Raw genomic sequence first — 20,747 nt, forward strand, 5'->3', positions numbered from 1 at the left:
GAGGGATTTGACTATCTGGCTAGGTCAGGAGATCGAGGCGACGGCGGTCTCGACCTTGGACCGGATGGTCTCCGGCAGCGGGGCGTAGCCGAGGTCGGTCAGCGCGTCCTGGCCACCCTTGCTCGAGGTGTAGGTGAAGAAGGCCTTCAGCGAGGCGGCCTTGGCGGAACCCTTGCTGCAGACGATCTCGTAGGTCGCCAGGACGATCGGGTACGCGCCGGCCGTGGTGGCGTTGTAGTCGATGCTGAGCTTGAGGTCGTTGCCGGTGCCGGTGATCTTGGCGCCCTCGATGCCCTTACCGGCCGACTCGGCGGTCAGCTCGGTGTACTCGCCGGCACCGTTCTTGATCTTGGCCTTCTGCAGGTCGCTGTTCTCGGCGAAGGAGAGCTCGACGTACGAGATGGAGCCGGCCGTGCTCTTGACCGCGCTGGCCACGCCGTCCGACTTGGCCGCACCGGTGCCGCCCTTGGCCTTCCAGGCCTTGGCGTTGCCGTAGGTCCAGTCCTTCTCGGCGGCCTTGCTCAGGTACTTGGTGAAGTTGTCGGTCGTGCCCGACTCGTCCGAGCGGTGCACGGCGGTGATGGTGCTGTCCGGGAGCTTGGCGCCCGAGTTCTGCGCGGCGATCGCCGGGTCGTTCCACTTGGTGATCTTGCTGTCGAAGATCTTCGCGAGGGTCGGCGCGTCGAGCTGGAGGTTGTCGACACCGTCCAGGTTGTAGACGACCGAGATCGGGCCGACGACCATCGGGAGGTTGAGGGCGGCGCCGCCGGCGCACTTGGCGTCGGCCTTCGGCTGCTCCTCCTCCTTGAGGGCCGAGTCGGAGCCGGCGAAGTCGGCGGTCCCCGCGATGAAGGCCTGGATGCCGGCGCCCGAGGCGGTGGCCTCGTAGTTGATCTTGGCGTCGGAACACTGCGACTGGTACTTCTTGATCCACTCGGCCATGGCGTTCTTCTGAGCCGAAGAGCCCTGAGCCGTCACGCTGCCCGCAACACAGTTGCCGGCAGCAGCCGAAGCGCCGCTGTCACCCGACGGCTCGTTGTTGTCCGAGCCGCACGCGGTGAGGGCGAGCGTGGCAGTCAGAGCAATGCCGGCGATGTAACCGGACCGCTGGAGCTTCACTGTTTTCCCTTCAGGGTGGTGTGCAAGCCGGTATCGCACCGGCAACACAACGAAAGCTAAGCAGGCGAGGTAGCCGGTTACCTGGCCATTGGTGAACTGGCGGTGAACACGTTTCCGCCGGAACATGGCCTTGTCCTGAGGGCGAGTTGTCCGTTGCGTGAACTGAGTGACTAGAGACCGAAATATCCGACTTATACGGGCGGTAGTTACCGCCCCGAGATACGGCCTTGTCCTGTTCGTGACTCGTGAGAATACGAATCAGTGACGCTGATAACTCACGTCGGTTTTGAAGATCTCGAAGCCCAGACGGCGGTACAAAGCGACCGCGGCGGCATTCGACTCGTCGACATAAAGGTTCGAAACGGTGAGCCCCTGCGCGGCCAGATGGCGCAGTCCGGCCACGCTCAGCGCGGCGCCCAGGCCCTTGCGGTGACCGCTCGGGTCGACGCCGAGCACGTAGATCTCACCCAGCGCCGGATCGTCGCCGGAGGCGGGGTGGACCTTGGTCCAGTGGTAGCCGGCGAGCGTGTCCTCGATGTCGACGGCGAGCAGGAAGCCGGCCGGATCGAACCACGGCTCGGCCTCGCGCAGCAGCAGGTCGTCGATCGTCCAGCGGCCCTGCTCGGGGTGGTGGGCGAACGCGCGGGCGTTCACCGCCAGCCAGGCGTCCTCGTCGGAGCCGGGGCGGAAGGCGCGCACGGTCAGGCCGGCGGGCAGCGGGATGTCGGGCAGCGGCTCGAGCAATGAACGCCGCATCTGCCACAGGACGCGCACCCGGGCGAAAGCGGCCTTCTCGGCGAAAGCCCGCGCGCCGGGCTCGTCGCCGTGCGCCCAGAAGGTCAGCGGGCCGTCACCGGCAGCCGCGAGCAGCGCCGTGCCGTGGCCGTGCCGCCGGTGGGCCGGATGAACAAAAAGCTCGCCGGACGCGTCCTCGAGGAACGCGTAACCGACGAGCTCATCGTCTTGCGAGGCGAGAAGGTGCCGCTGTGCCGCGGGATCACCCCCGCCGCGTACCCGGAGAACCACATCCTCGGAAAGGGGATAGACACCGTCGGCCTTTTCCGCGGCGGCGGCCAGCGCGAGAACGCCGGCCGCCTCCGCGGACGTCAGCCGATCCGTGGAGCGGATCTCCGTCATGGGTGGTCTCAGACCGGCAGCGAGACCGGCTCGTTGTCCGGCAGCTGACGGCCGGACGGCGGGACCACGAACTTGTAACCGACCTGGCGCACGGTGCCGATCATCGACTCGTACTCGGAGCCGAGCTTGGCCCGCAGGCGCCGCACGTGCACGTCGACCGTGCGGGTGCCGCCGAAGTAGTCGTAGCCCCAGACCTCACGCAGCAGCTGGTCGCGGGTGAAGACCCGGCCCGGGTGCTGGGCGAGGAACTTGAGCAGCTCGAACTCCTTGTAGGTGAGGTCGAGCGGGCGGCCCTTGAGCTTCGCCGCGTACGTGTCGGGGTCGATGTTGAGCTCACCGGCCCGGATCGATCCGCCGGCGCCCGCGGTCGCGTTGCTCAGGCGGCCGACGCCCAGGCGCAGCCGGGCCTCGACCTCGGCCGGACCCGCGCTGGCCAGGATGACGTCGTCGACGCCCCAGTCGGCGTTGAGCGCGATCAGGCCGGCCTCGGTGACCACGGCCATCAGCGGGACGCCGATGCCGGTCGCGTGCAGCATGCGGCACGTGGCACGGGCCTCGGAGAGCTCGGACCGCGCGTCGACCAGGACGGCGTCGGGGCTCGGGCCGGACACCAGGGTGCGGACATCGCGGGGGGCGGTGCGTACGGAGTGGGGAAGCAGATCCAGCGCGGGCAGCACGGCGGAAGGCTCACCGGCACGTGCCGTCACCAACAGAAGGATTTCCACACTCACCTCCGTCCTTGCGGCCCAGGGCCGCACAGGGTGACTCATCGGCGTAGTTGTTCCCGGCGTCACCGACGGGTGGGCTGCGCTTACCTTAACCGATCCACCGCCTGGAACACCTCGATCGTTTGCCCGAGTGACGTAGTGAACGCTCCCACCATGGCCGCGTAACCGGCCTTTTACCTTCGGGGCCCGGGTCTGGCACGATCGCTGCGTGTTCCCCTCCATGCCGCAGGACGACCCCTGGGACGCCGACGCGTCGCGCGAGATCGCGCGCTCCGGCGGCAAGCGGCCGCCCTCCGGCGTCCACCCCGACGACGACCCAGCCGACGACGACCTCGACGAGGAGTTCGAGGAGATCGAGGTCGTACCGGTCCGCCGGCAGCTCTCGCTGGCCATCGCCGGGTTCTCCGGCCTGCTCGCGATCGGGTTGATCCTGGGCGCGCAGACCTCGGCCCCGGACGCCCGCCTGCCGTACGCGATCGTCCTGTTCGGGGTGCAGGCTCTCTATCTGATCGCCTGGATCATGGCGCTGCGGCCGGCCCAGGCCACGATCACCGCCGGGGTCAGCGGGGTGGTCGCGCTGATCGCCGACTACCTGGCCGTCAACCGGGCCGAACCGGAACTGCTCCCGCTCGTGTGGGTGCTGCTCGCCGGGTTCCTGGTGGCGTTCATCGCCCAGCTGGTCCGCTCGGGTGACCGGGCCCGGGCCCGCGACTCGTGGCGGGCCACCCTGGCGATCATGGCCGGCGTGGTCGCGTACGCCGTCCCCATCCTGCTCACCCGGCAGGAGTCCGGCACCCAGACGCTGACCATGTGCGCCACCGCGGCCGGGGTGGCCCTGGTGGTCGCCCGGGCCACCGACGCCGTCCTGCCCAAGCCGCGGATCGCGGCCCAGGTGCCGCGCGGCGCGGCCGGCGTGGTGCTCGGCGCGATGCTCGGCACCCTGGCCGCCGCCTTCCTCGGCAGCGTGCTGGTGCTGCCCTTCACCCCGGCCAAGGGCGCGGTGATCGGCCTGATCGCGGTCGTCGCGGCCCACCTGGTCGACCTGGCCGTCAACTTCGGGCAGGCCGGGCGCCGTCTGGCCGGCGACGCGCCGACCTTCTGGGTGGCCCGGCACATGCAGGGGCCGCTGGGCGCCTTCGCCCTGATCGCGCCCCTCGCCTACGCCGTGACGCACTGGTACCTCAACTGACCGTTTCGCGGCGCGGTGGAACGGGGCATGTACCTTTTCGTCGTCGCTTCGATGGGGAGGTCCGGTGGGCGAGGTGTACGGGACGCAGCAGCGGCCCCGCAAACGGCGTGGGCGCCGCCTGCTCATCACCCTCATCGTGTTCCTGGTGCTGATCGGCGTGCTGCTGGTGGTCGCCGACCGGGTGGCCGCGTCGTACGCCGAACGCGAGATCAGCGACCGGGTGTCCGAGCAGGTCACCCAGCAGCAGGCGACCAGTGAGAAACCGGATGTGACGATCGAGGGCGTGCCGTTCCTGACCCAGGTCCTCGACGGCAACTACCAGGAGATCAACATCAAGTTGCCGAACTTCTCCGGTCCCGCCGGCAACGGGGGCACGATCAAGACCGACCTTCTTGATGTACGGGCCACCGACGTGAACGCCCCGCTCGGCACCCTGCGCAGCGGCAACGGCGACATCGTGGCCGGCGCCGTCACGGGCACCGGCACCATCGACTACGACCAGGTCGCCCAGCTGATCAACCAGCCCGGCCTGAAACTCTCCGAGCAGAACGGCAAGCTGGTCGGCACCGCGCCGGTCCAGGCGCTCGGGCAGACCTTCAACGTCTCCGGCGCGGCCACGGTCGAGGTCAAGGGCGACGCGGTGCAGATCCGGTTCTCCGACGTGACCGCCGAGGGGCTGCCCGACGTGCCGCTGGTGAAGAACCTGATCGCCTCGTACGTCCAGAAGCTCGCGGTCGACCTGCGGGTGCCGGCGCTGCCGCTCAACCTGAAGGTGCAGAAAGTGGAGCCGCAGGCCGACGGGCTCCGCTTCACCGCCGGGGCCACCAACGTGTCACTGAACACCGGCGGTCTGTGACCCCGGCCATGTTCCCGGATGGTGGTCGAGTCTGTTACCGCCCGGTGAACCGCTGGTAGGGTCACATTTCATGAGCCCCTTGCTCACCAAGAGGCGCGCGGTCGACCTGTGCCGCGTGGCCGCCTGCCTGTGTTGCTCCGTCCTCTGACGGAGCCACTAGTGCTGAGCAACTTCTAGCTCGTTCATCGGCAGTGGCGCCGTCGCACGACAGCACGAGATCCCTTTTCACCTTTGGGTCCCGCGCGCGGTGCGACTGAACATCTCCGTGCGCTGACTCTCCCCCATCTCCACCGACAGGGAGTGAACCGATGAGTCGCGACACCGCACTCGTTTCGGCCGATTGGGCCGAGCAGAACCTCGACACCCCGGGCATCGTCTTCGTCGAGGTCGACGAGGACACCACCGCCTACGACGGCGGCCACATCCCCGGCGCCATCAAGATCGACTGGAAGAAAGACCTGCAGGACCCGGTCCGCCGCGACTTCGTCAACCAGGAGCAGTTCTCCGCGCTCCTCTCCGAGCGCGGTATCAAGAACGACGACGTCGTGGTGCTGTACGGCGGCAACAACAACTGGTTCGCGGCGTACGCGTACTGGTACTTCAAGCTCTACGGCCACGGCGACGTGAAGCTGCTCGACGGCGGCCGCAAGAAGTGGGAGCTCGACGCCCGCCCGTACACCAAGGACGTGCCGGTCCGCGAGAAGACCAGCTACACCGCGTCCGCGCCCGACCTGTCCATCCGCGCCTTCCGCGACGAGGTCGTCGAGGCCATCGGCGTGAAGAACCTGGTCGACGTGCGCAGCCCCGACGAGTTCGCCGGCCGCCTGCTCGCGCCGGCCCACCTGCCGCAGGAGCAGTCGCAGCGCGGCGGCCACATCCCGACCGCGATCAGCGTGCCGTGGAGCAAGGCGGCCAACGAGGACGGCACCTTCAAGTCCGACGAGGAACTGGCCAAGATCTACGGCGAGGCCGGCCTCGACGGCAGCAAGGACACCATCGCCTACTGCCGCATCGGCGAGCGCTCCTCGCACACGTGGTTCGTGCTCAAGGAGCTGCTCGGCCAGCAGAACGTGAAGAACTACGACGGCTCCTGGACCGAGTACGGCTCCCTCATCGGCGTGCCGATCGCCCTCGGCGACGAGCCCGGGAAGGCCTGATCAGACATGACTTCACCGTCCAACACCGCGGCCGGTTGCGCCGCCCCCGACCAGTCGGCCCCGCTGCCGGCCAGCGTCGACCTGACCCGCGAGACCGTGATCACCGGCATCGTCAGCACCGCCGCGGGTGAGGCCGTGGCCGGCGCCTACGTCCGGCTGCTCGACGGCACCGGCGAGTTCACGGCCGAGGTCGTCACCTCGCCCGAGGGCGCGTTCCGGTTCTTCGCCGCCCCCGGCTCGTGGACGCTGCGCGCCCTGTCGCGTGGCGGCAACGGCGAGGTCGTCGTCGACGCCACGGTCGGCGTCAACGAGGTCGGCCTCAGCGTTTCGCCCGCCTGACCTGCGTCACGAGAAAGGCCCCCGGATTTCCGGGGGCCTTTCGTCACAGATAGAGACCAGTCCCGTCCGACTCGACCCGGCTCGCCGCGACAGCGTGCACGTCGCGCTCCCGCAACAACACGTAGCCCTTGCCGTGCAGCTCGACCTCGGACCGGTCGTCGGGATCGAACAGCACCCGGTCACCGACGACAATCGACCGCACGTTCGGCCCCACGCCGACCGCGGTGGCCCAGGAGAGGCGGCGGCCCATCGACGCGGTCGCCGGGATCACGATGCCCGCTGTGGACCGGCGCTCCCCCTCACCCCCGTCCTGGCGGACGAGGACGCGGTCGTGCAGCATGCGGATCGGCAATCCGCTCTCGGTACGGGTGTCGGTGCTCACGAATGCAGACGGTACGCCTGGTTTTGCCGGTGCCGCCTACGGGGATCTAGCTGCGTCGGGCTACTACGGTGGTGGTTGCTCACAGCAATCCGAGGGGGTAGGCGGTTGAGCCGCTTGGAGCGAGTCCGGGAGAACCTCCGAAAGGCCTACGACTCAGGCCGCGAGTCGGTGCGCCAGGCGCGCGTCAACGACAGCGCGGCCGAGTCCGACACCGAGGTCGAGTTCGCGCCGCCGGCGCCCGAACCGGAAGACGTGCACTACTCGACGAACAGTCGCGACGACGCCGAGGTGCCGCACTCACTGCGCATCGCGGCCGCCTGGGGCTGGCGTCTCATCGTGGTCGGCCTGGTCGGCTGGGCGCTGCTGCGCTTCATCGGCGTCATCAGCGTGGTCGTCATCCCGCTGTCGATCTCGTTGCTGCTCTCGGCCCTGCTGTCACCGGCCGTGGCCCTGCTGCGCCGGTTCCTGCCCGCGTCGTTCGCGACGTTCCTGGTGCTGATCTGCGGCCTGGCCGCCGTCGCCGGCACCCTCACCCTGGTCATCAACCAGTTCGTGAACGGGCTGCCCGAGCTCACCAGGAACGCGAGTGAGGGCGTACGGCAAATTCAGGAATGGTTGAAGACGGGCCCGCTGCACCTGTCCGACGACCAGGTCAACCGGGCCATCGACAACGCGCAGACCTGGGTCAACGCGCACACGGCCCAGCTCACATCGACCGGCATCTCCACCGCGGCCACAGTCTTCGAAGTGCTGACCGGCATGCTGCTGGTCCTGTTCTCGACGTTTTTCTTCCTTCGCGACGGCCGCAAGATCTGGCGCTTCGTCGTACGCCTGTTCCCGGTGAACGCCCGCTGGTCACTGGCCGACGCCGGCGACGCGTCCTGGACGACCCTCGGCTCCTACGTGCGGGCGACGGTGCTGGTCGCCTTCATCGACGCCGTCGGCATCGGCATCGCCCTGGTCATCCTGGACATCCCGTTCCCGTTCCCGCTGGCCGCGCTGGTCTTCCTGGGGGCCTTCATCCCGATCGTCGGCGCCAGCGTCTCCGGCGCGGTAGCGGTCCTGGTCGCCCTGGTCGACCAGGGCTGGGTGGTCGCCCTGATCGTGCTGGGCGCGGTCATCCTGGTCCAGCAGGTCGAGGGCCACATCCTCCAGCCCCTGATCATGGGCCGCGCGGTGGCCATCCACCCCCTGGCCGTGATCATCGGCATCGCCTCCGGCGTCGTCCTGGCCGGCATCATCGGCGCGCTCATCGCCGTACCGCTGATCGCCGTCCTGAACACCGGCGTCCGCCGCCTGGCCCGCCGCCGCCCCGAGATCCCCCCGGACGCGGTGGTGGTCACCGGAGGCGCCGCATAATTCGCTTGGCGTACGGGTCGGCGCCCTCTACAACTCAGGCAATGAAAGCTGACGATGTAACGCGAGCCGTGTCGCTCGCGGTGAGCGCGCTGACCCCCGCCGAGAAACAAGACTGGACCCGCCCGGCCGACTCCCTCACCTGGACCTGCTGGGAGACGGCGGAGCACATGGCCGACGCCCTCTTCGGGTACGCGGGCCAGCTGACCCCGCCGAACCCCTCGACCACGACGTGGGTGCGCTTCGGCTATCAGCAGCGCCGCCCCGAGGGCCCTTACCTGACCATGTACGTCGAACACGACGAGGGCGTCCCGGCCCTGCTGGAGGTGCTCGAATCCTGCGGCGGTCTGCTGGCGGCGGTGATCGCCACAGTCCCACCGGACCGCATGTCGTTCCATAGCTACAACGCCTCGGACAGCTCCGGCTTCGCCGCCATGGGCGTGGTCGAGGTACTGGTACACACCCACGACATAGCCCGCGCCTTCGACCTGCCGTGGACACCGCCGGCGGAGATGTGCGCGGCAGCCCTGACCAGGTTGTTCCCCTGGGCCCCCACGGACACCGACCCTTGGCCGACCCTGCTGTGGGCCACCGGCCGAACCGACCTACCCGGCCAAGCCCACCAGACGTCGTGGAAGTGGGACGGCTCGCCGCGCGACCTCGCCTAGCGTGGCCCCGGCCCCGCTCACACAGAGCGCATCGTCCGTTTTGTCGCCCTCGGCGGCCCAGAATGTCATAACCCGCGGCCTATCGAACCTCGAGGGATGTCGCTCGGACCACACCTACGCACGCGCGCCGTTCACCGCCCCGCTTTGTCCGCCCGGACGTCGAGGGCGATGCATAGACACACGATGTCGCTCCGACTCCGCACACGATCCCGACCTCCATCACCTGCTTGAGGCGGTCGACCGTGAAGCGCAGGGCGTCGCGCAGCTCGTCGTCGGCGACCAGCACGATCCCGCGGGCGGCTTACCGATCCGTTTTGTCGGGCTCGGGCGTCGAGGGCGGCTCGGTGGGCGCGGGCGCGAACGGGGGCGGGCTGGGATAGCTGAAGGGCGTACTCGGCACCGACCCCGGCTGCGGGAACGCAGGCGGCGCAGAGGTGGGCTGGGAAGATCCGGGCGACGCCGAAACCGGCTGCGGGGACTCCGGCGACGGCGAAGCTGGCGGCGGGGCTGAGTTCGGCTGCGGAGATGCGGGCGTGCCGCTGATCGTCGGCTGACCGGGGTAGGGCTGGGCCTCGTGAGGCGGCTGAGATTCGTGGGCCGGCACGCCGGACGAGGGCGTCTGCGCATAGGAGGGCTGGCCATACGAAGGCTGCCAGTAGTTGGGCTGACCCCCGTAGCTGGCTTGGCCACCGTAGCCAGGCTGACCGCCGTAACCCGGCTGGCCACCGTGGCCAGGCTGACCGCCGTAACCCGACTGGCCGTCGTAGCCAGGCTGACCGCTGTAACCCGGCTGGCCACCGTAGCCAGGCTGACCGCCGTAACCGGACTGACCGCCGTAACCGGACTGACTGCCGTAACCGGGCTGACCGCCGTAGGTGGGCTGGGCGCCGTAACCGGGCTGAGTGCCGTGGCCGGGTGCGGCGTCACTGCCCGGGTGGGCGCTGTGAGCCGGCGGGAGGCCGTGGCCCGGCTGAGGGCTGTAGCCCGGCTGGGGGCTGTAGCCCGGCGGGAGGCCGTGGCCCGGCTGGGGACCGTAGCCCGGCGGAAGGCCGTAGCCCGGCGGGACGGCGTAGCCCGGGGGCGGGCCGTAAGCGGGCTGGCCGCTGTGACCCGGCTGGGCGCCGTAAGGGTGGTAGGCGGGTGTGAACACCGGCTGGGGGGCGGCGATCGGGATCGGGACGACCGGCTCCGAAGGGGGTGCGATCGTGCGGGTCACGCCGTCGGGGAAGCGGATCTGGTAGGACTGGCCGTCCCAGAATGCCTGGGGGGTGGCCGGGTCTCGGCCGGTGAAGACCGCTCGGTATTCGAGGATTTCGGTCAGCAGGCGCTGTTCCTCGGCCGCCGCCTTTTCGAGTTCGGCCGGCTTGCGGTCCAGGCCCCTCTGCATGCCGTCGCGGAGCAGGGCCAGCTGGGTGGAGGCGAACTGGAAGCCGCGCATCGCCTTCTGGCCGGTTGTGCCGGCCACCCGCTTGGCCCACTGGCGGGCCGAGTAGCGGCGGCCGAGGCTGCCCAGGGCGGCCACCTCCGGCGGGGCGAACCAGCCGGTACGGACATAGTAGGGCAGGATCCGCTCGGTCAGGCGGCCTTCCCAGCTGCGGAGCGCGATCGCGAAACCGACCACCGCGAAGAAGAACGGCACCATGAAGCCGAGGTAGCCGTACAGCATGATCAGGGGCTGGTCGAGGCTCACCGAGAGCGTCGGCAGCAGGTTGAACGTGCCGTGCAGGATCATCGCCAGCAGCAGGCCGGCGATGGGGGCCAGCCAGCGCACCCGGCGGTCGCCGGAGCGGGCCGCCAGGCCGAGGCCGATGCCGGTCATCGAGCTGAACAGCGGGTGGGCGAAGCCGGTGAACAGGATGCGGACGATGAAGATGGCGAACAGGTTCTGCAGGCCGGTGGCCGGGCCGTACTGTTCGACGCCGGAGGCGTAGCCGTGGCCGCCCAGGTAGAGGATGTTCTCCACCATGGCGAAGCCGAGCGCGGACAGGCCGATGTAGACGATGCCGTCGGTGATGCCGGACCACTCGGAGCGGCGGCGCCAGAACAGCAGGAACGGGCCGAGGGCCTTCATCGACTCCTCGATGAAGGGGGCCACCAGCACCGCCACCAGCGCCTCGGGCAGGCCCCACTTCTCGAACAGCGACGCCGTGACCGTGTTGACGAACAGGGCCACCGAGGTGGCGATGGCCGCGCCCCAGACGAAGCAGAACGCCAGGTAGCGGATGGGTTCGGGTTCGTAGCGGTCGAGCCACAGGAACGCCGAGACCAGCAGCGGCACCGGCAGCACGGCGGCGGCCAGGCCGACTAGCAGGCTGGTGACGCCGATGTTGTAGCCCAGGTAGAGCAGCAGGCCGATGGCGGCCGCGAGCAGGAACGCGACGACGCCGGCGATGGGCAGCCACCGCCGCCAGCCCGTCCGGGGCTTGCCCGAGGTCACCACGGGCGGTTCGGACGGCACGGGGGCGCCCGGCGAAACGTCGGCCATGTCCGCCAGCGTAGTCACTCGGACAACGGGTGGCCGCCCCGAGGATCAAGGGCGAGGCGTGCGCCGCTTGCGGGAGCGCAGGTGCCAGCCCACCGCCCGGCGCACCAGGCGGGGCGCCTCGGCGTAGTCGACCCCGCTGGCCCGGAGCAGGTCGGTGGCGGCCGTGCGGATCTGGGCCACGATGACGCCGCCGGAGAAGCCGACGCCCTCCTCGTACGCCCGGCCGCACTCGGTCGCCGCCCGCAGCGCCCGCTCGCGGGCCGCCTCCGGCTCGACGCCCTTGGCCCACTCCTGTTTGAGCAGTTCGACGGCGTCGCCGAGCAGCGACACCGAGACGGGCAGGACCGCCGGGATCGGTTCGTCGTCGCCGAGGGCCGTGTCGACCCGGCGGCTGAGGACGCGGATGTTGCGGAGCATGTACGTGATCTGGTCGGCCCCGTCGACGTAGAGGGCCAGCGCTCCCCGGTTGCGCCACCGGGCCGGCGCGAACGCCACGTTCTCCCGGGCGGCGGTGACCGCCGCCGAGAACGCCGCGAAGGTGCCCTCGGCCGCCCGCAGGCCGGCGAGCGCGTCCCGTACCTCGTCCCGGTCCTTGTCGCCGAGGCCGGCGGCGACCCGGTGCAGACCGTCGGCCAGGGCCTGCAGGGCCGGGTCGGCGGCCCGGCGGACCACGCTGAGCGGGTTGAGCGGCAGCAGCAGGGTCATCACGATCAGCCCGATACCACCGCCGACCAGCGCGTCGAAGAACCTGGTCCAGGGCAGCCCGGTCGACGAGGTCAGGGTGGCCACCAGCACCGCGGAGGAGGCGGACTGCACGACCAGCGGGGTTCCGCCGCCCACGGCCGTGGCCACCAGCACGGCCAGCACCACGATCAGCCCGATCTGCCAGGGGCCGCTGCCGATCAGCAGGATCAGCGCGTCGCCGATGCCGATGCCGATGGCGACGCCGAGGACCAGCTCGGTGGTGCGTTTGACGCGCTGGCCGACCGACGAGGCCAGCGTGATCACGGCGGCGATGGGCGCGAAGAACGGCGCCGGCCGGCCGATCACGTCGTGCGCCACGAACCAGGCGAGCCCGGCCGCGACTCCCGCCTGCACGGCCAGCGCGAGGCCGCCCCGTACCCGGCGCAGGCCGGTGCGGAAGCCGGTGGTCACGGTTCCCGAAATGCTCGTCGTCACCTCAGTGACCTTAAATTAGTCGGGTGGAAGATCTCGTGGAACGTTTCCGGCGGGCGGCCCGTGACGCCGGCGCGACGGCCGCCGACGGCGACCTGGACGCCGCCGCCGGATACCTGCTGACCCGCTGGTCGGAGCCGCAACGGCAATATCACACCGTTGAGCACCTGACCGCCGTACTCAATACTGTTGATCTTCATGCGGGTCTGGCGCCGCATCCGGAACGGGTGCGGCTGGCGGCCTGGATGCACGACGCCGTCTACGATCCGCGGGCCCTGGGCGATGCCAACGAGCGGGACAGCGCCGAGTTCGCCGAGGGGCTGCTGACCACGCTCGGGGTGCCGGAGGCGAACGCGGCCGAGGTGGCCCGTCTGGTGAGCCTGACCGCCGGGCACGCCACCGAGGCCGACGATCCGGACGGCGAGCTGCTCTGCGACGCCGACCTCGCGGTTCTGGCCGGCGACGAGGAGCAGTACGCGGCGTACACCGCGGCCATCCGGCGGGAGTACGCGCACGTGCCCGACGACGCTTTCCGGGACGGCCGGGCCCAGGTGCTCAAGGCCCTGCTCGAGCTGCCGTCGATCTACCGGCTGGCCCCGCTGCGCGAGCAGTGGGAGGCGCGCGCCCGGGCCAACCTCGAGAAGGAGCTCAACGGATAGACAGATGCTTGGGCCGGCGCAGGCCGGTCGCCCGGAGCCGGGCCGCCAGGTCGCGGGAGGGCAGCAGCGTCGCGCCGAGCCAGATCGCGCTGCGGAAGCGCGTCTCCGGGATGTCGTAGTGGTCCCGGTCGAAGGCCCGGCGCGGCGCGCCCAGCATCTCGGCGAAGGCGTGCAGCTCGGCGTACGAGAGGTCGCTCACCAGGTGTGACCAGAGGCGGCCCCGGGCCGGCCAGAGCGGCTCGTCGACGAGGATCAAAGGTCGATCTGGAGCAGGTCGACCCCGCGGTCGGCCGCGAAGCCGCGGACGTCGGGCGAGCCGATCCGGGCGGCGTCGGCGGTCGCGTCGTCCGGCATCGTCTGCGACTGCCGCTCGGCCGCCACCCGGGCCAGGTAGTGCTCGGCCTCGCGCTCGCGCACCGCCTTGTCCCAGCCCAGCACCTCGCCCATGATCTCGGCCGTGTGCTCGGCCGACTCGCTGCCGCGGTGCGGGGTCTCGATCGAGATGCGGGTACGGCGGGTGAGCACGTCGTCGACGTGCAGCGCGCCCTCGGCCAGGGCCGCGTACGCCACCTCGGCCGCCAGGTATTCCGGCGCGCCCCGCAGCGGGACGGCCAGCGACGGGTCGGCCTTCATCATCGCCAGCAGGTGCACCGTCAGCGACCCGTACCGCTCGAGGAGATGTTCGACGACTCCGGCCGGCACGCCGTGCCGGCGGGCGATGTCGTGCCGGTCGCGCCACGCCGCCGCGTAGCCGTCGGCCCCCAGCAGCGGCAGGTCGGCGGTGGACGACGCGCGGGCCGCCCCGCCCAGGCGGCGGACCGCCCGGTCGATGACGTCGGCCGCCATCACCCGGTACGTCGTGTACTTGCCCCCGGCCACCAGCATGAGCCCGAGCATCGGCTCGATCACCGCGTGCTCGCGGGACAGTTTCGAGGTCGACTCGGCCTCGCCGGAGAGCAGGGGGCGCAGCCCGGCGTACACGCCCTCGATGTCATCGGTGGTCAGCGGCCGGTCGAGGACCGTGTTGACCTGGTCGAGGATGTAGCGGATGTCTCGGGCCGAGGCGGCCGGGTGCGCCCGGTCGAGCTTCCAGTCGGTGTCGGTGGTGCCGATGATCCAGTGGCCGCCCCACGGGATGACGAACAGCACCGAGGTGGGCGTGCGCAGGATCAGGCCGACCTCGCCGGTGATGGCCGAGCGGGGCACCACCAGATGAACGCCCTTGGAGGCGCGGACCCGCATTCCGGGACGGACGCCGACGTCGCTGAGCATCTGCGACATGTCGTCGCTCCAGACGCCGGTGGCGGCGACCACCGTACGGGCCCGGACCTCGAACTCCGGCTCGTCGGGCGCCTCGAGGTCGCGGACGCGGACGCCGACCACCTCGCGGGCCTCGCGCAGGAAGCCGGTCACCCGGGCGCTGGTCACGACGGCCGCGCCCATGCTGGCCGCGGTGCGGGCCAGGGTGACCACCAGGCGGGCGTCGTCGACCTGGCCGTCGTAGTAGCGGATGGCGCCGCTGATCTGGTCGGCCCGCAGGCTCGGGAACAGGTGACGGGCGCCGTCGCGGGTCAGATGGCGGTGCAGCGGCATGCCGCGGCCGGTGCCGAAGAGCCCGGCGAAGACGTCGTACGCGGCCACGCCGAGCCCGTAGTAGGCCCGGCGGCCGACCCGCGCGGCCGGGTTGCCGGGCGGCAGCGGCACCATGATCGGCACCGGGCGGACCAGGTGGGGCGCCAGCCGGGTCGAGAGCAGCCCGCGCTCGGTCAGCGCCTCGTGCACCAGGTGCAGCTCAAGCTGTTCGAGGTAGCGCAGGCCGCCGTGGATCAGCTTGCTGGAACGGCTGGACGTGCCGGCCGCGAGGTCACGGGCCTCGACCAGGGCGACCTTGAGCCCCCGGGAGGCGGCGTCGAGGGCCGCGCCGGCGCCGGTGACCCCGCCGCCGACGACCAGGACGTCGAACTGCTCGTCGCGCAGGCGCCGGAGATCAGCGACGCGACGGATCGGGGAGAGCCGGCCGGCCGTGTAGCGGGAGACGGAGGGATCGCGCACGAGTCCCACGGTAGCGCTCGCTACCGAACCGGCTCCCCGCTGCACCCGATCCGCACTCGGTGATTTCTAGCGTCGATGGAGGCCGGACCGTGGGAGTCCGCCGCCGCCGAATGACGACGGGGTTCCGCATGCACCGAGCCGTTCTACGTTCCCGGCCGTACCGGGCGCTTGTCCTCGTGGTCGTGGTCGCCGTCGCCCTCACGGTCGCGGTGACGCTGGTCGGCGGCACGGCCGACGCGGCGATCACCAGCGAGTTCAAGGCCCGTTTCTCGGCCAACGTGAACGGCTCGATCATCCTGCGCGGCAACACCAACATGGTGTGCCCGGTCTCCACGACGTGCACGGCGGCGCAGGCCGGCACGTACACCGGCACCGACAAGGGTGTGCTGAACAACAACAACTACGTCATGCAGTACGCGGACGGGGACAGCGACCCGGACACGTTCAACGTCAGCACCACCAAGGTGACGCTCCCCACCGGCGGCAGCAAGGTGCTCTTCGCCGGTCTGTACTGGGGCGCCGACCTCAGCGCCGGTAACAGCGGTGTCGCGGCCAAGAACGAGAGCAACGCCGACAAGGTCCTTTTCCGTACGCCGGCGAGCGCGGCCTGGCAGACGGTCACCGCCACCACGCTCTTCCAGAACGCGTCGATCAAGGCGTACCAGGGCTTCGCCGACGTCACGGCGCTGGTCTCGGGCGCCGGCGACGGTGACTTCTCGGTGGCCAACATCCAGGCCGGCACCGGCAAGGACCGGTACGCCGGCTGGTCGCTCGTGCTGGCGTACCAGAACCCGAACGAGGCCATGCACAGCCTGCGCGTGTTCGACGGCTTCGGCGTCGTGACCAGCAAGGACACCCAGGTCGACATCAACGTCACCGGTTTCCAGACGCCGGACCTCGGCCCCGTGAACGCCATGATCGGCACGGTCGTGTACGAGGGTGACCTCGGCCTCGAGGGCGACAACCTCAAGCTCGACGACGTCGCGGTCAGCGACGCGGCCAACCCGGCCACCAACTTCTTCAACAGCACCGTGAGCGAGAGCGGCACGCTGCTCAACAGCGGCCGTTCCCCCGGCAACCGCAACCTGATGGGCGTCGACGTCGACCAGTTCGACGCCTCCGGCAAGCTGGCCACCAAGGCCAGGACGGCCAAGCTGACGCTGACCACGGGCGGCGAGACGTTCTATCCGGGCGTGGTCACCTTCACCACCGACCTGTTCGCCCCCGACCTGGTCACGACCGTGAAGGGCACCGACGCCGACGGCGGCGACCTGCTGCCCGGCGACGAGATCGAGTACCGGATCGATGTGCGGAACAACGGCAGCGACCCCGCCGACAACACCGTGATCAGCAACGCGATCCCGACGCACACCACCTACGTCCCGGGCTCGATGACGGTCAAGGGCACCCCGGTCGCCGACACCGGCGCCACGCCCGCCTGGAACCTCGGCTCGATCGCGAACGGCAGCCCGACCTGGGTGACCTTCCGGGTCAAGGTCGACAACGACACCCCGGCCGGCTCCGCGGTCACCGACGTGGCCAGTTCCTCGTTCACCGCGCACTTCACCAACATGGGCGTCGACGGCGTACCCGGAACCGACATCATGACCGTGCAGCAGCCGCACGCCGACCTGGCCGCCACCTTGACCGTCTCCCCGGCCACCGTGCAGCGGGCCGCCGCGCCGAACACGGTCGTCTACACCGCCGTGGTCACCAACAAGGGTTCCGACCTGGAGCCGGCCGCCACCGCGAAAGTGACCCTGCCGACCGGTGTCACCGCCGGCCCGCTCCCGTCCGGCTGCTCCGCGTCGGGCCAGGTCGTCACCTGCCCGGCCGGCCCGCTCGTCGCGGGCAGCCAGGCCACCCTGACCATCCCGGCCACCGTCGCCGGCAGCGCCGCCCGGTCGGCCGTCGCGACCCTCGACGTCTCCGGCTCCGGCCTCGACGCCGTCGCCGGCAACAACAGCAGCATCGCCACGCTCACCGTCAACACCGCGCCGAAGGCCGTCGCCGACACCGCGACCACCACCAACGGCACGCCGGCGAAGATCGACGTGCGGGCCAACGACACCGACACCGAGGACGCCCCGTCCGACCTCAAGGTCACCATCGGCACCCCGCCCGGGCACGGCTCGGCGGTCGCCGGGGCCGACGGCTGGATCACCTACACCCCGGTCCCGGGCTGGGCCGGCGCCGACACCGTGGAGTACGTCGTGACCGACTCCGACGGTGGCACCGCCACGGCCACGGTCACGGTGACCACCGCCAACGCGGCCCCGGTGGCCGGCGACGACGTGGTCGCGACCGGGCCGGGCACCAAGGCCGACATCTCGCCGCTGGCCAACGACTCCGACCCGAACGACGACCCGATCCACGTCGCGTCGATCACGCAGCCGCAGTCCGGCGCGGGTGCCGCCACGCTGAACGGCGACGTCGTCACCTACGTACCGGCCGCCTCCTTCAAGGGCATCGCGACCTTCACCTATACGGTTCAGGACAGCGCGGGCAAGCAGACCGTCGGGCAGATCCGGGTCACCGTGGGCAACGCCGCCCCGGTCGCCGCGCCCGACCGGGCCGGCGCCGATCACGCCGGGACGGTGACCGTCGACGTGCTCGCCAACGACACCGACGGCAACGACGACAAGCTCCGCCTCGTCTCGGCCGGCCGGCCCGACCACGGCACGGCCGCGATCAGCGCTGGCAAGGTGGTCTACACGGCGCCGGCCGGTTTCTCCGGCGACGCCACCTTCACGTACGTCGTCAGCGACGGCACCGACACCGCGACCGGCACGGTCACCGTGACCGTGGCCAACGCGCTGCCCGTGGCCGCCGCCGAGACGGTGACCACGCCGTACGGCACCGCCGTCACCGTCGACGTGCTGGCCGACGCCAAGGACCCGAACACCACCGACAAGCTGCGGGTGAGCGGGCTGACCACGCCGGCCGGCGGCACGGCTGTGCTCGGCGCCACCGGCAAGATCACGTACACCCCGAAGGCGGGCTTCTCCGGCGCCGACAGCTTCGACTACACGATCACCGACGACAAGGGCGGCTTCGCCACCGCGACCGTCAAGGTCACCGTGGCCAACGGTGTGCCGGTGGCCCGGCCCGACTCGGTCACCGTCCCGGCCGGCGTCGTGGCCACGATCGACGTGCTGGCCAACGACTCCGACCCGAACCGCGACCCGCTGACCGTCACGGTCGACGTCGCCCCCGGGCACGGCACGGCCACCGTCGGCGCCGACGGCAAGATCACCTACACGCCGGTCGCCGGCTACCGCGGCACCGACTCGTTCCACTACACCGTCGCCGACGGCAAGGGCGGCACGGCCGGCGCCACGGTCACCCTCGGCGTGGTGAACACCGCGCCGACCGCGCGCGACGACGCCGCCGCCACCGACACGGACACCGCGGTGACCGTGCACCCGCTGGCCGACGACTCCGACGAGAACGGCGACACCATCCAGCTCACCGCGGTCACCACGCCGGCGCACGGCACGGCCGTGCTCGCCGCCGACGGCACGATCGCCTACACCCCGGACGCCGGCTTCCAGGGCACCGACACCTTCACGTACTCGATCACCGACGCGTTCGGGAAGACGGCCTCGGCGCTGGTGACGATCACCGTGCGCAACGCGGCCCCGATCGCCGTGGACGACCGGTTCGTCGTACACCCCGGTGTGACCTCGACCCTCGACCTGCTCGCCAACGACGTCGACCCGAACACCGGGCAGAAGCTCGGCATCTCGTCGGTGACCCAGCCGGCCAAGGGCGTCGTCACGATCACCGCCGACGGCAAGGTCACCTACCGCCCGAACGCGATGACCATCGGCACCGACACCTTCGACTACGTGCTCACCGACGATCTGGGCCGCACCGACACGGCCACGGTCACCGTCATCATCGACGCGGCGCCGACCGCCGTGGCCGACACCGCCACGACCGCCTCGGGCCAGGTCGTGGACATCGCGGTGACCGCCAACGACACCGGCCCCGGCTCGGCGCTGACGCTGGTCTCGGCCGGCAAGCCGGCCCACGGCACCGCGGCCGTCGCCGGCGGCAAGATCCGCTACACCCCGGCCGCCGGATACACCGGCACCGACACCTTCACCTACGTGATCAGGGACGCCGCCGGCAGCACGGCGACCGGCACGGTGACCGTGGCCGTCGGCAACGCCGACCCGGTGGCCGCCGACGACGCGACCGCCGTCCTGGCCGGTAAGCACGTCGACGTGGACGTGCTGGCCAACGACACCGACCCCAACCCGGGACAGAAGCTGACCGTCACCGCGGCCGGCATCCCGGCCCACGGCACCGCGATCGTCGCCGACGGTAAGATCCGCTACACCCCGGCCGCCGGGTACACCGGCACCGACACCTTCACCTACACGATCGGCGACGGCAACGGCGGCACCGCCCGGGCGAGCGTCACCGTCACGGTCAGCGACGGCTCACCCGTCGCCGTGCCCGACCAGCGCACCACGGCGTACCAGCAGAACCTGACCGTCGCGGTGTTGGACAACGACCTCGACCCGGCCGGCACGCTCGGCCTGACCGCTGTCACCACCCCCGACCACGGCACCGCGAAGATCAGCGGCAACAAGATCGTTTACACCCCGCCGGCCGGCTTCTCGGGCGTCGCGACGTTCGGCTACACGGCTACCGACGGCGACGGCGCCGCCACGAACACGACCGTCACGATCACGGTCGGCGCGCCCCCGGTCGTGCCGAACCGGCAGCTCACCACCAAGGCGGGCGCCCCGGTGCGGATCGTCATGCCGACCACCGACGAGGCGGGCCACCCGATCACCGTGCTCTCGATCGGCCGGCCGAAGCACGGCACGGCCAGGCTGAACGCCGACGGCACGGTGACCTACACGGCGGCGGCCGGCTGGTCGGGCACCGACAGCTTCACCTACCAGGCCGCCGACGCCGCGGGCAACCAGGCCGCGGGCACGATCAGCATCACGGTGGCCGGGGTCAACACCAAGCCGGCGGCCCGCAACGATGCGGTGGCGGTCGACGCGGGTGACTCCGTGGTGATCCACGCGCTGGCCAACGACAAGGACGTCAACCAGGACAAGCTGCGCATCACCGCGGTCGGCCGCGCGCGGCACGGCACGCCGGTGCTCAACAAGGACGGCTCGGTCACCTACGCGCCGTACGACAGCTACGCCGGCGGGGTGGACTCGTTCACCTACACGATCAGCGACGGGCACGGCGGCGTGGCCACCGCGATCGTCACGGTCACCGTGAACGCGCCGGCAACCGGCGGCAAGCTCCCGAAGACCGGCCTGAACATCGTCTCGATGGTCACCGCGGGCGGCGCCATCGTCCTGGTCGGCGGCTTCCTGCTGATGGCCGGCCAGCACCACGGCCCCGGACGGCACCGGCCCGGCCGGCACCGGATGACCTGAGGCGTTCCGGTCACGCTGGGCGCCCCG

The 20,747-nt window shown here is 70.8% G+C and carries 16 protein-coding genes and 1 pseudogene; 9 read left to right on the forward strand and 8 right to left on the reverse strand.

Features of this window, described 5'->3' with window-relative positions:
- Positions 1–24 precede the first annotated feature (24 nt).
- The 3 genes from pstS to ACGFJ7_RS06260 form a co-directional block, all read right to left on the reverse strand.
- Positions 25–1,119, reverse strand: coding sequence for a phosphate ABC transporter substrate-binding protein PstS (gene pstS / locus ACGFJ7_RS06250; RefSeq protein WP_360247038.1), 1,095 nt, complete (start codon positions 1,117–1,119; stop codon positions 25–27).
- A gap of 258 nt (positions 1,120–1,377) precedes the next feature.
- Positions 1,378–2,256: a mycothiol synthase gene (gene mshD / locus ACGFJ7_RS06255; RefSeq protein ID WP_360247040.1), complete on the reverse strand. Its 879-nt coding sequence runs from the start codon at positions 2,254–2,256 to the stop codon at positions 1,378–1,380.
- A gap of 8 nt (positions 2,257–2,264) precedes the next feature.
- The gene (locus ACGFJ7_RS06260; protein WP_179854978.1) at positions 2,265–2,987 is read right to left on the reverse strand and encodes a response regulator transcription factor; all 723 of its coding nucleotides are present in this window, start codon (positions 2,985–2,987) and stop codon (positions 2,265–2,267) included.
- A 205-nt stretch (positions 2,988–3,192) separates the two neighbouring features.
- On the opposite strand from ACGFJ7_RS06260, the gene ACGFJ7_RS06265 reads away from it, so the two are divergent.
- From ACGFJ7_RS06265 to ACGFJ7_RS06285, 5 genes are all read left to right on the forward strand, one after another.
- Entirely contained in the window at positions 3,193–4,173 is a 981-nt protein-coding gene (locus ACGFJ7_RS06265; protein WP_360247042.1) for a hypothetical protein, read from the forward strand.
- 64 nt (positions 4,174–4,237) lie between these two features.
- Entirely contained in the window at positions 4,238–5,029 is a 792-nt protein-coding gene (locus tag ACGFJ7_RS06270; protein ID WP_392641124.1) for a DUF2993 domain-containing protein, read from the forward strand.
- A 70-nt stretch (positions 5,030–5,099) separates the two neighbouring features.
- Entirely contained in the window at positions 5,100–5,177 is a 78-nt protein-coding gene (locus tag ACGFJ7_RS06275) for an Ms5788A family Cys-rich leader peptide (RefSeq protein ID WP_360248245.1), read from the forward strand.
- Between the two features lie 160 nt (positions 5,178–5,337).
- Positions 5,338–6,186, forward strand: coding sequence for a sulfurtransferase (locus ACGFJ7_RS06280; protein ID WP_360247046.1), 849 nt, complete (start codon positions 5,338–5,340; stop codon positions 6,184–6,186).
- Between the two features lie 6 nt (positions 6,187–6,192).
- Positions 6,193–6,525 (forward strand): DUF1416 domain-containing protein, encoded by a 333-nt coding sequence (locus tag ACGFJ7_RS06285; RefSeq protein ID WP_360247048.1) that lies wholly within the window; start codon positions 6,193–6,195, stop codon positions 6,523–6,525.
- 43 nt (positions 6,526–6,568) lie between these two features.
- On the opposite strand, the gene ACGFJ7_RS06290 is transcribed toward ACGFJ7_RS06285, so the two are convergent.
- Positions 6,569–6,865, reverse strand: a complete 297-nt coding sequence (locus ACGFJ7_RS06290; protein ID WP_097317651.1) for a co-chaperone GroES — start codon at positions 6,863–6,865, stop codon at positions 6,569–6,571.
- Between the two features lie 156 nt (positions 6,866–7,021).
- Between ACGFJ7_RS06290 and ACGFJ7_RS06295 the strand changes: the two genes are divergently transcribed.
- Positions 7,022–8,266 carry an AI-2E family transporter gene (locus tag ACGFJ7_RS06295; protein WP_392641317.1) on the forward strand — a complete coding sequence of 415 codons (1,245 nt, stop codon included), beginning with the start codon at positions 7,022–7,024 and terminating at the stop codon, positions 8,264–8,266.
- A gap of 41 nt (positions 8,267–8,307) precedes the next feature.
- Positions 8,308–8,931 (forward strand): hypothetical protein, encoded by a 624-nt coding sequence (locus tag ACGFJ7_RS06300; protein WP_360247052.1) that lies wholly within the window; start codon positions 8,308–8,310, stop codon positions 8,929–8,931.
- Positions 8,932–9,787: 856 nt separating this feature from the next.
- Here ACGFJ7_RS06300 and ACGFJ7_RS06305 read toward each other — a convergent pair.
- Both ACGFJ7_RS06305 and ACGFJ7_RS06310 read right to left on the reverse strand, forming a co-directional pair.
- Positions 9,788–11,465, reverse strand: a pseudogene (locus ACGFJ7_RS06305) (PrsW family glutamic-type intramembrane protease); the annotation flags it as partial.
- Positions 11,462–12,595: an aromatic acid exporter family protein gene (locus ACGFJ7_RS06310; protein ID WP_392641127.1), complete on the reverse strand. Its 1,134-nt coding sequence runs from the start codon at positions 12,593–12,595 to the stop codon at positions 11,462–11,464. The gene ACGFJ7_RS06310 and the pseudogene ACGFJ7_RS06305, both read right to left, overlap by 4 nt.
- A 23-nt stretch (positions 12,596–12,618) precedes the next feature.
- Here ACGFJ7_RS06310 and ACGFJ7_RS06315 point away from each other — a divergent pair, with 23 nt between their 5' ends.
- Complete coding sequence (locus tag ACGFJ7_RS06315) at positions 12,619–13,251, forward strand: metal-dependent phosphohydrolase (RefSeq protein WP_392641129.1); 633 nt, start codon at positions 12,619–12,621, stop codon at positions 13,249–13,251.
- On the opposite strand, the gene ACGFJ7_RS06320 is transcribed toward ACGFJ7_RS06315, so the two are convergent.
- Both ACGFJ7_RS06320 and ACGFJ7_RS06325 read right to left on the reverse strand, forming a co-directional pair.
- Positions 13,241–13,507, reverse strand: coding sequence for a DUF4031 domain-containing protein (locus tag ACGFJ7_RS06320; protein ID WP_360247058.1), 267 nt, complete (start codon positions 13,505–13,507; stop codon positions 13,241–13,243). The two genes, ACGFJ7_RS06315 and ACGFJ7_RS06320, sit on opposite strands and share 11 nt — an antisense overlap.
- On the reverse strand, positions 13,504–15,303 hold the full coding sequence (locus tag ACGFJ7_RS06325; RefSeq protein WP_360247060.1) for a glycerol-3-phosphate dehydrogenase/oxidase: 1,800 nt from the start codon (positions 15,301–15,303) through the stop codon (positions 13,504–13,506). The genes ACGFJ7_RS06320 and ACGFJ7_RS06325 overlap by 4 nt, the downstream gene beginning before the upstream one ends.
- Before the next feature lie 128 nt (positions 15,304–15,431).
- Between ACGFJ7_RS06325 and ACGFJ7_RS06330 the strand changes: the two genes are divergently transcribed.
- Positions 15,432–20,720, forward strand: coding sequence for an Ig-like domain-containing protein (locus ACGFJ7_RS06330; protein ID WP_392641131.1), 5,289 nt, complete (start codon positions 15,432–15,434; stop codon positions 20,718–20,720).
- Positions 20,721–20,747: the final 27 nt, after the last annotated feature.

Source organism: Actinoplanes sp. NPDC048988, from assembly GCF_043197815.1.
Taxonomy (GTDB): domain Bacteria; phylum Actinomycetota; class Actinomycetes; order Mycobacteriales; family Micromonosporaceae; genus Actinoplanes.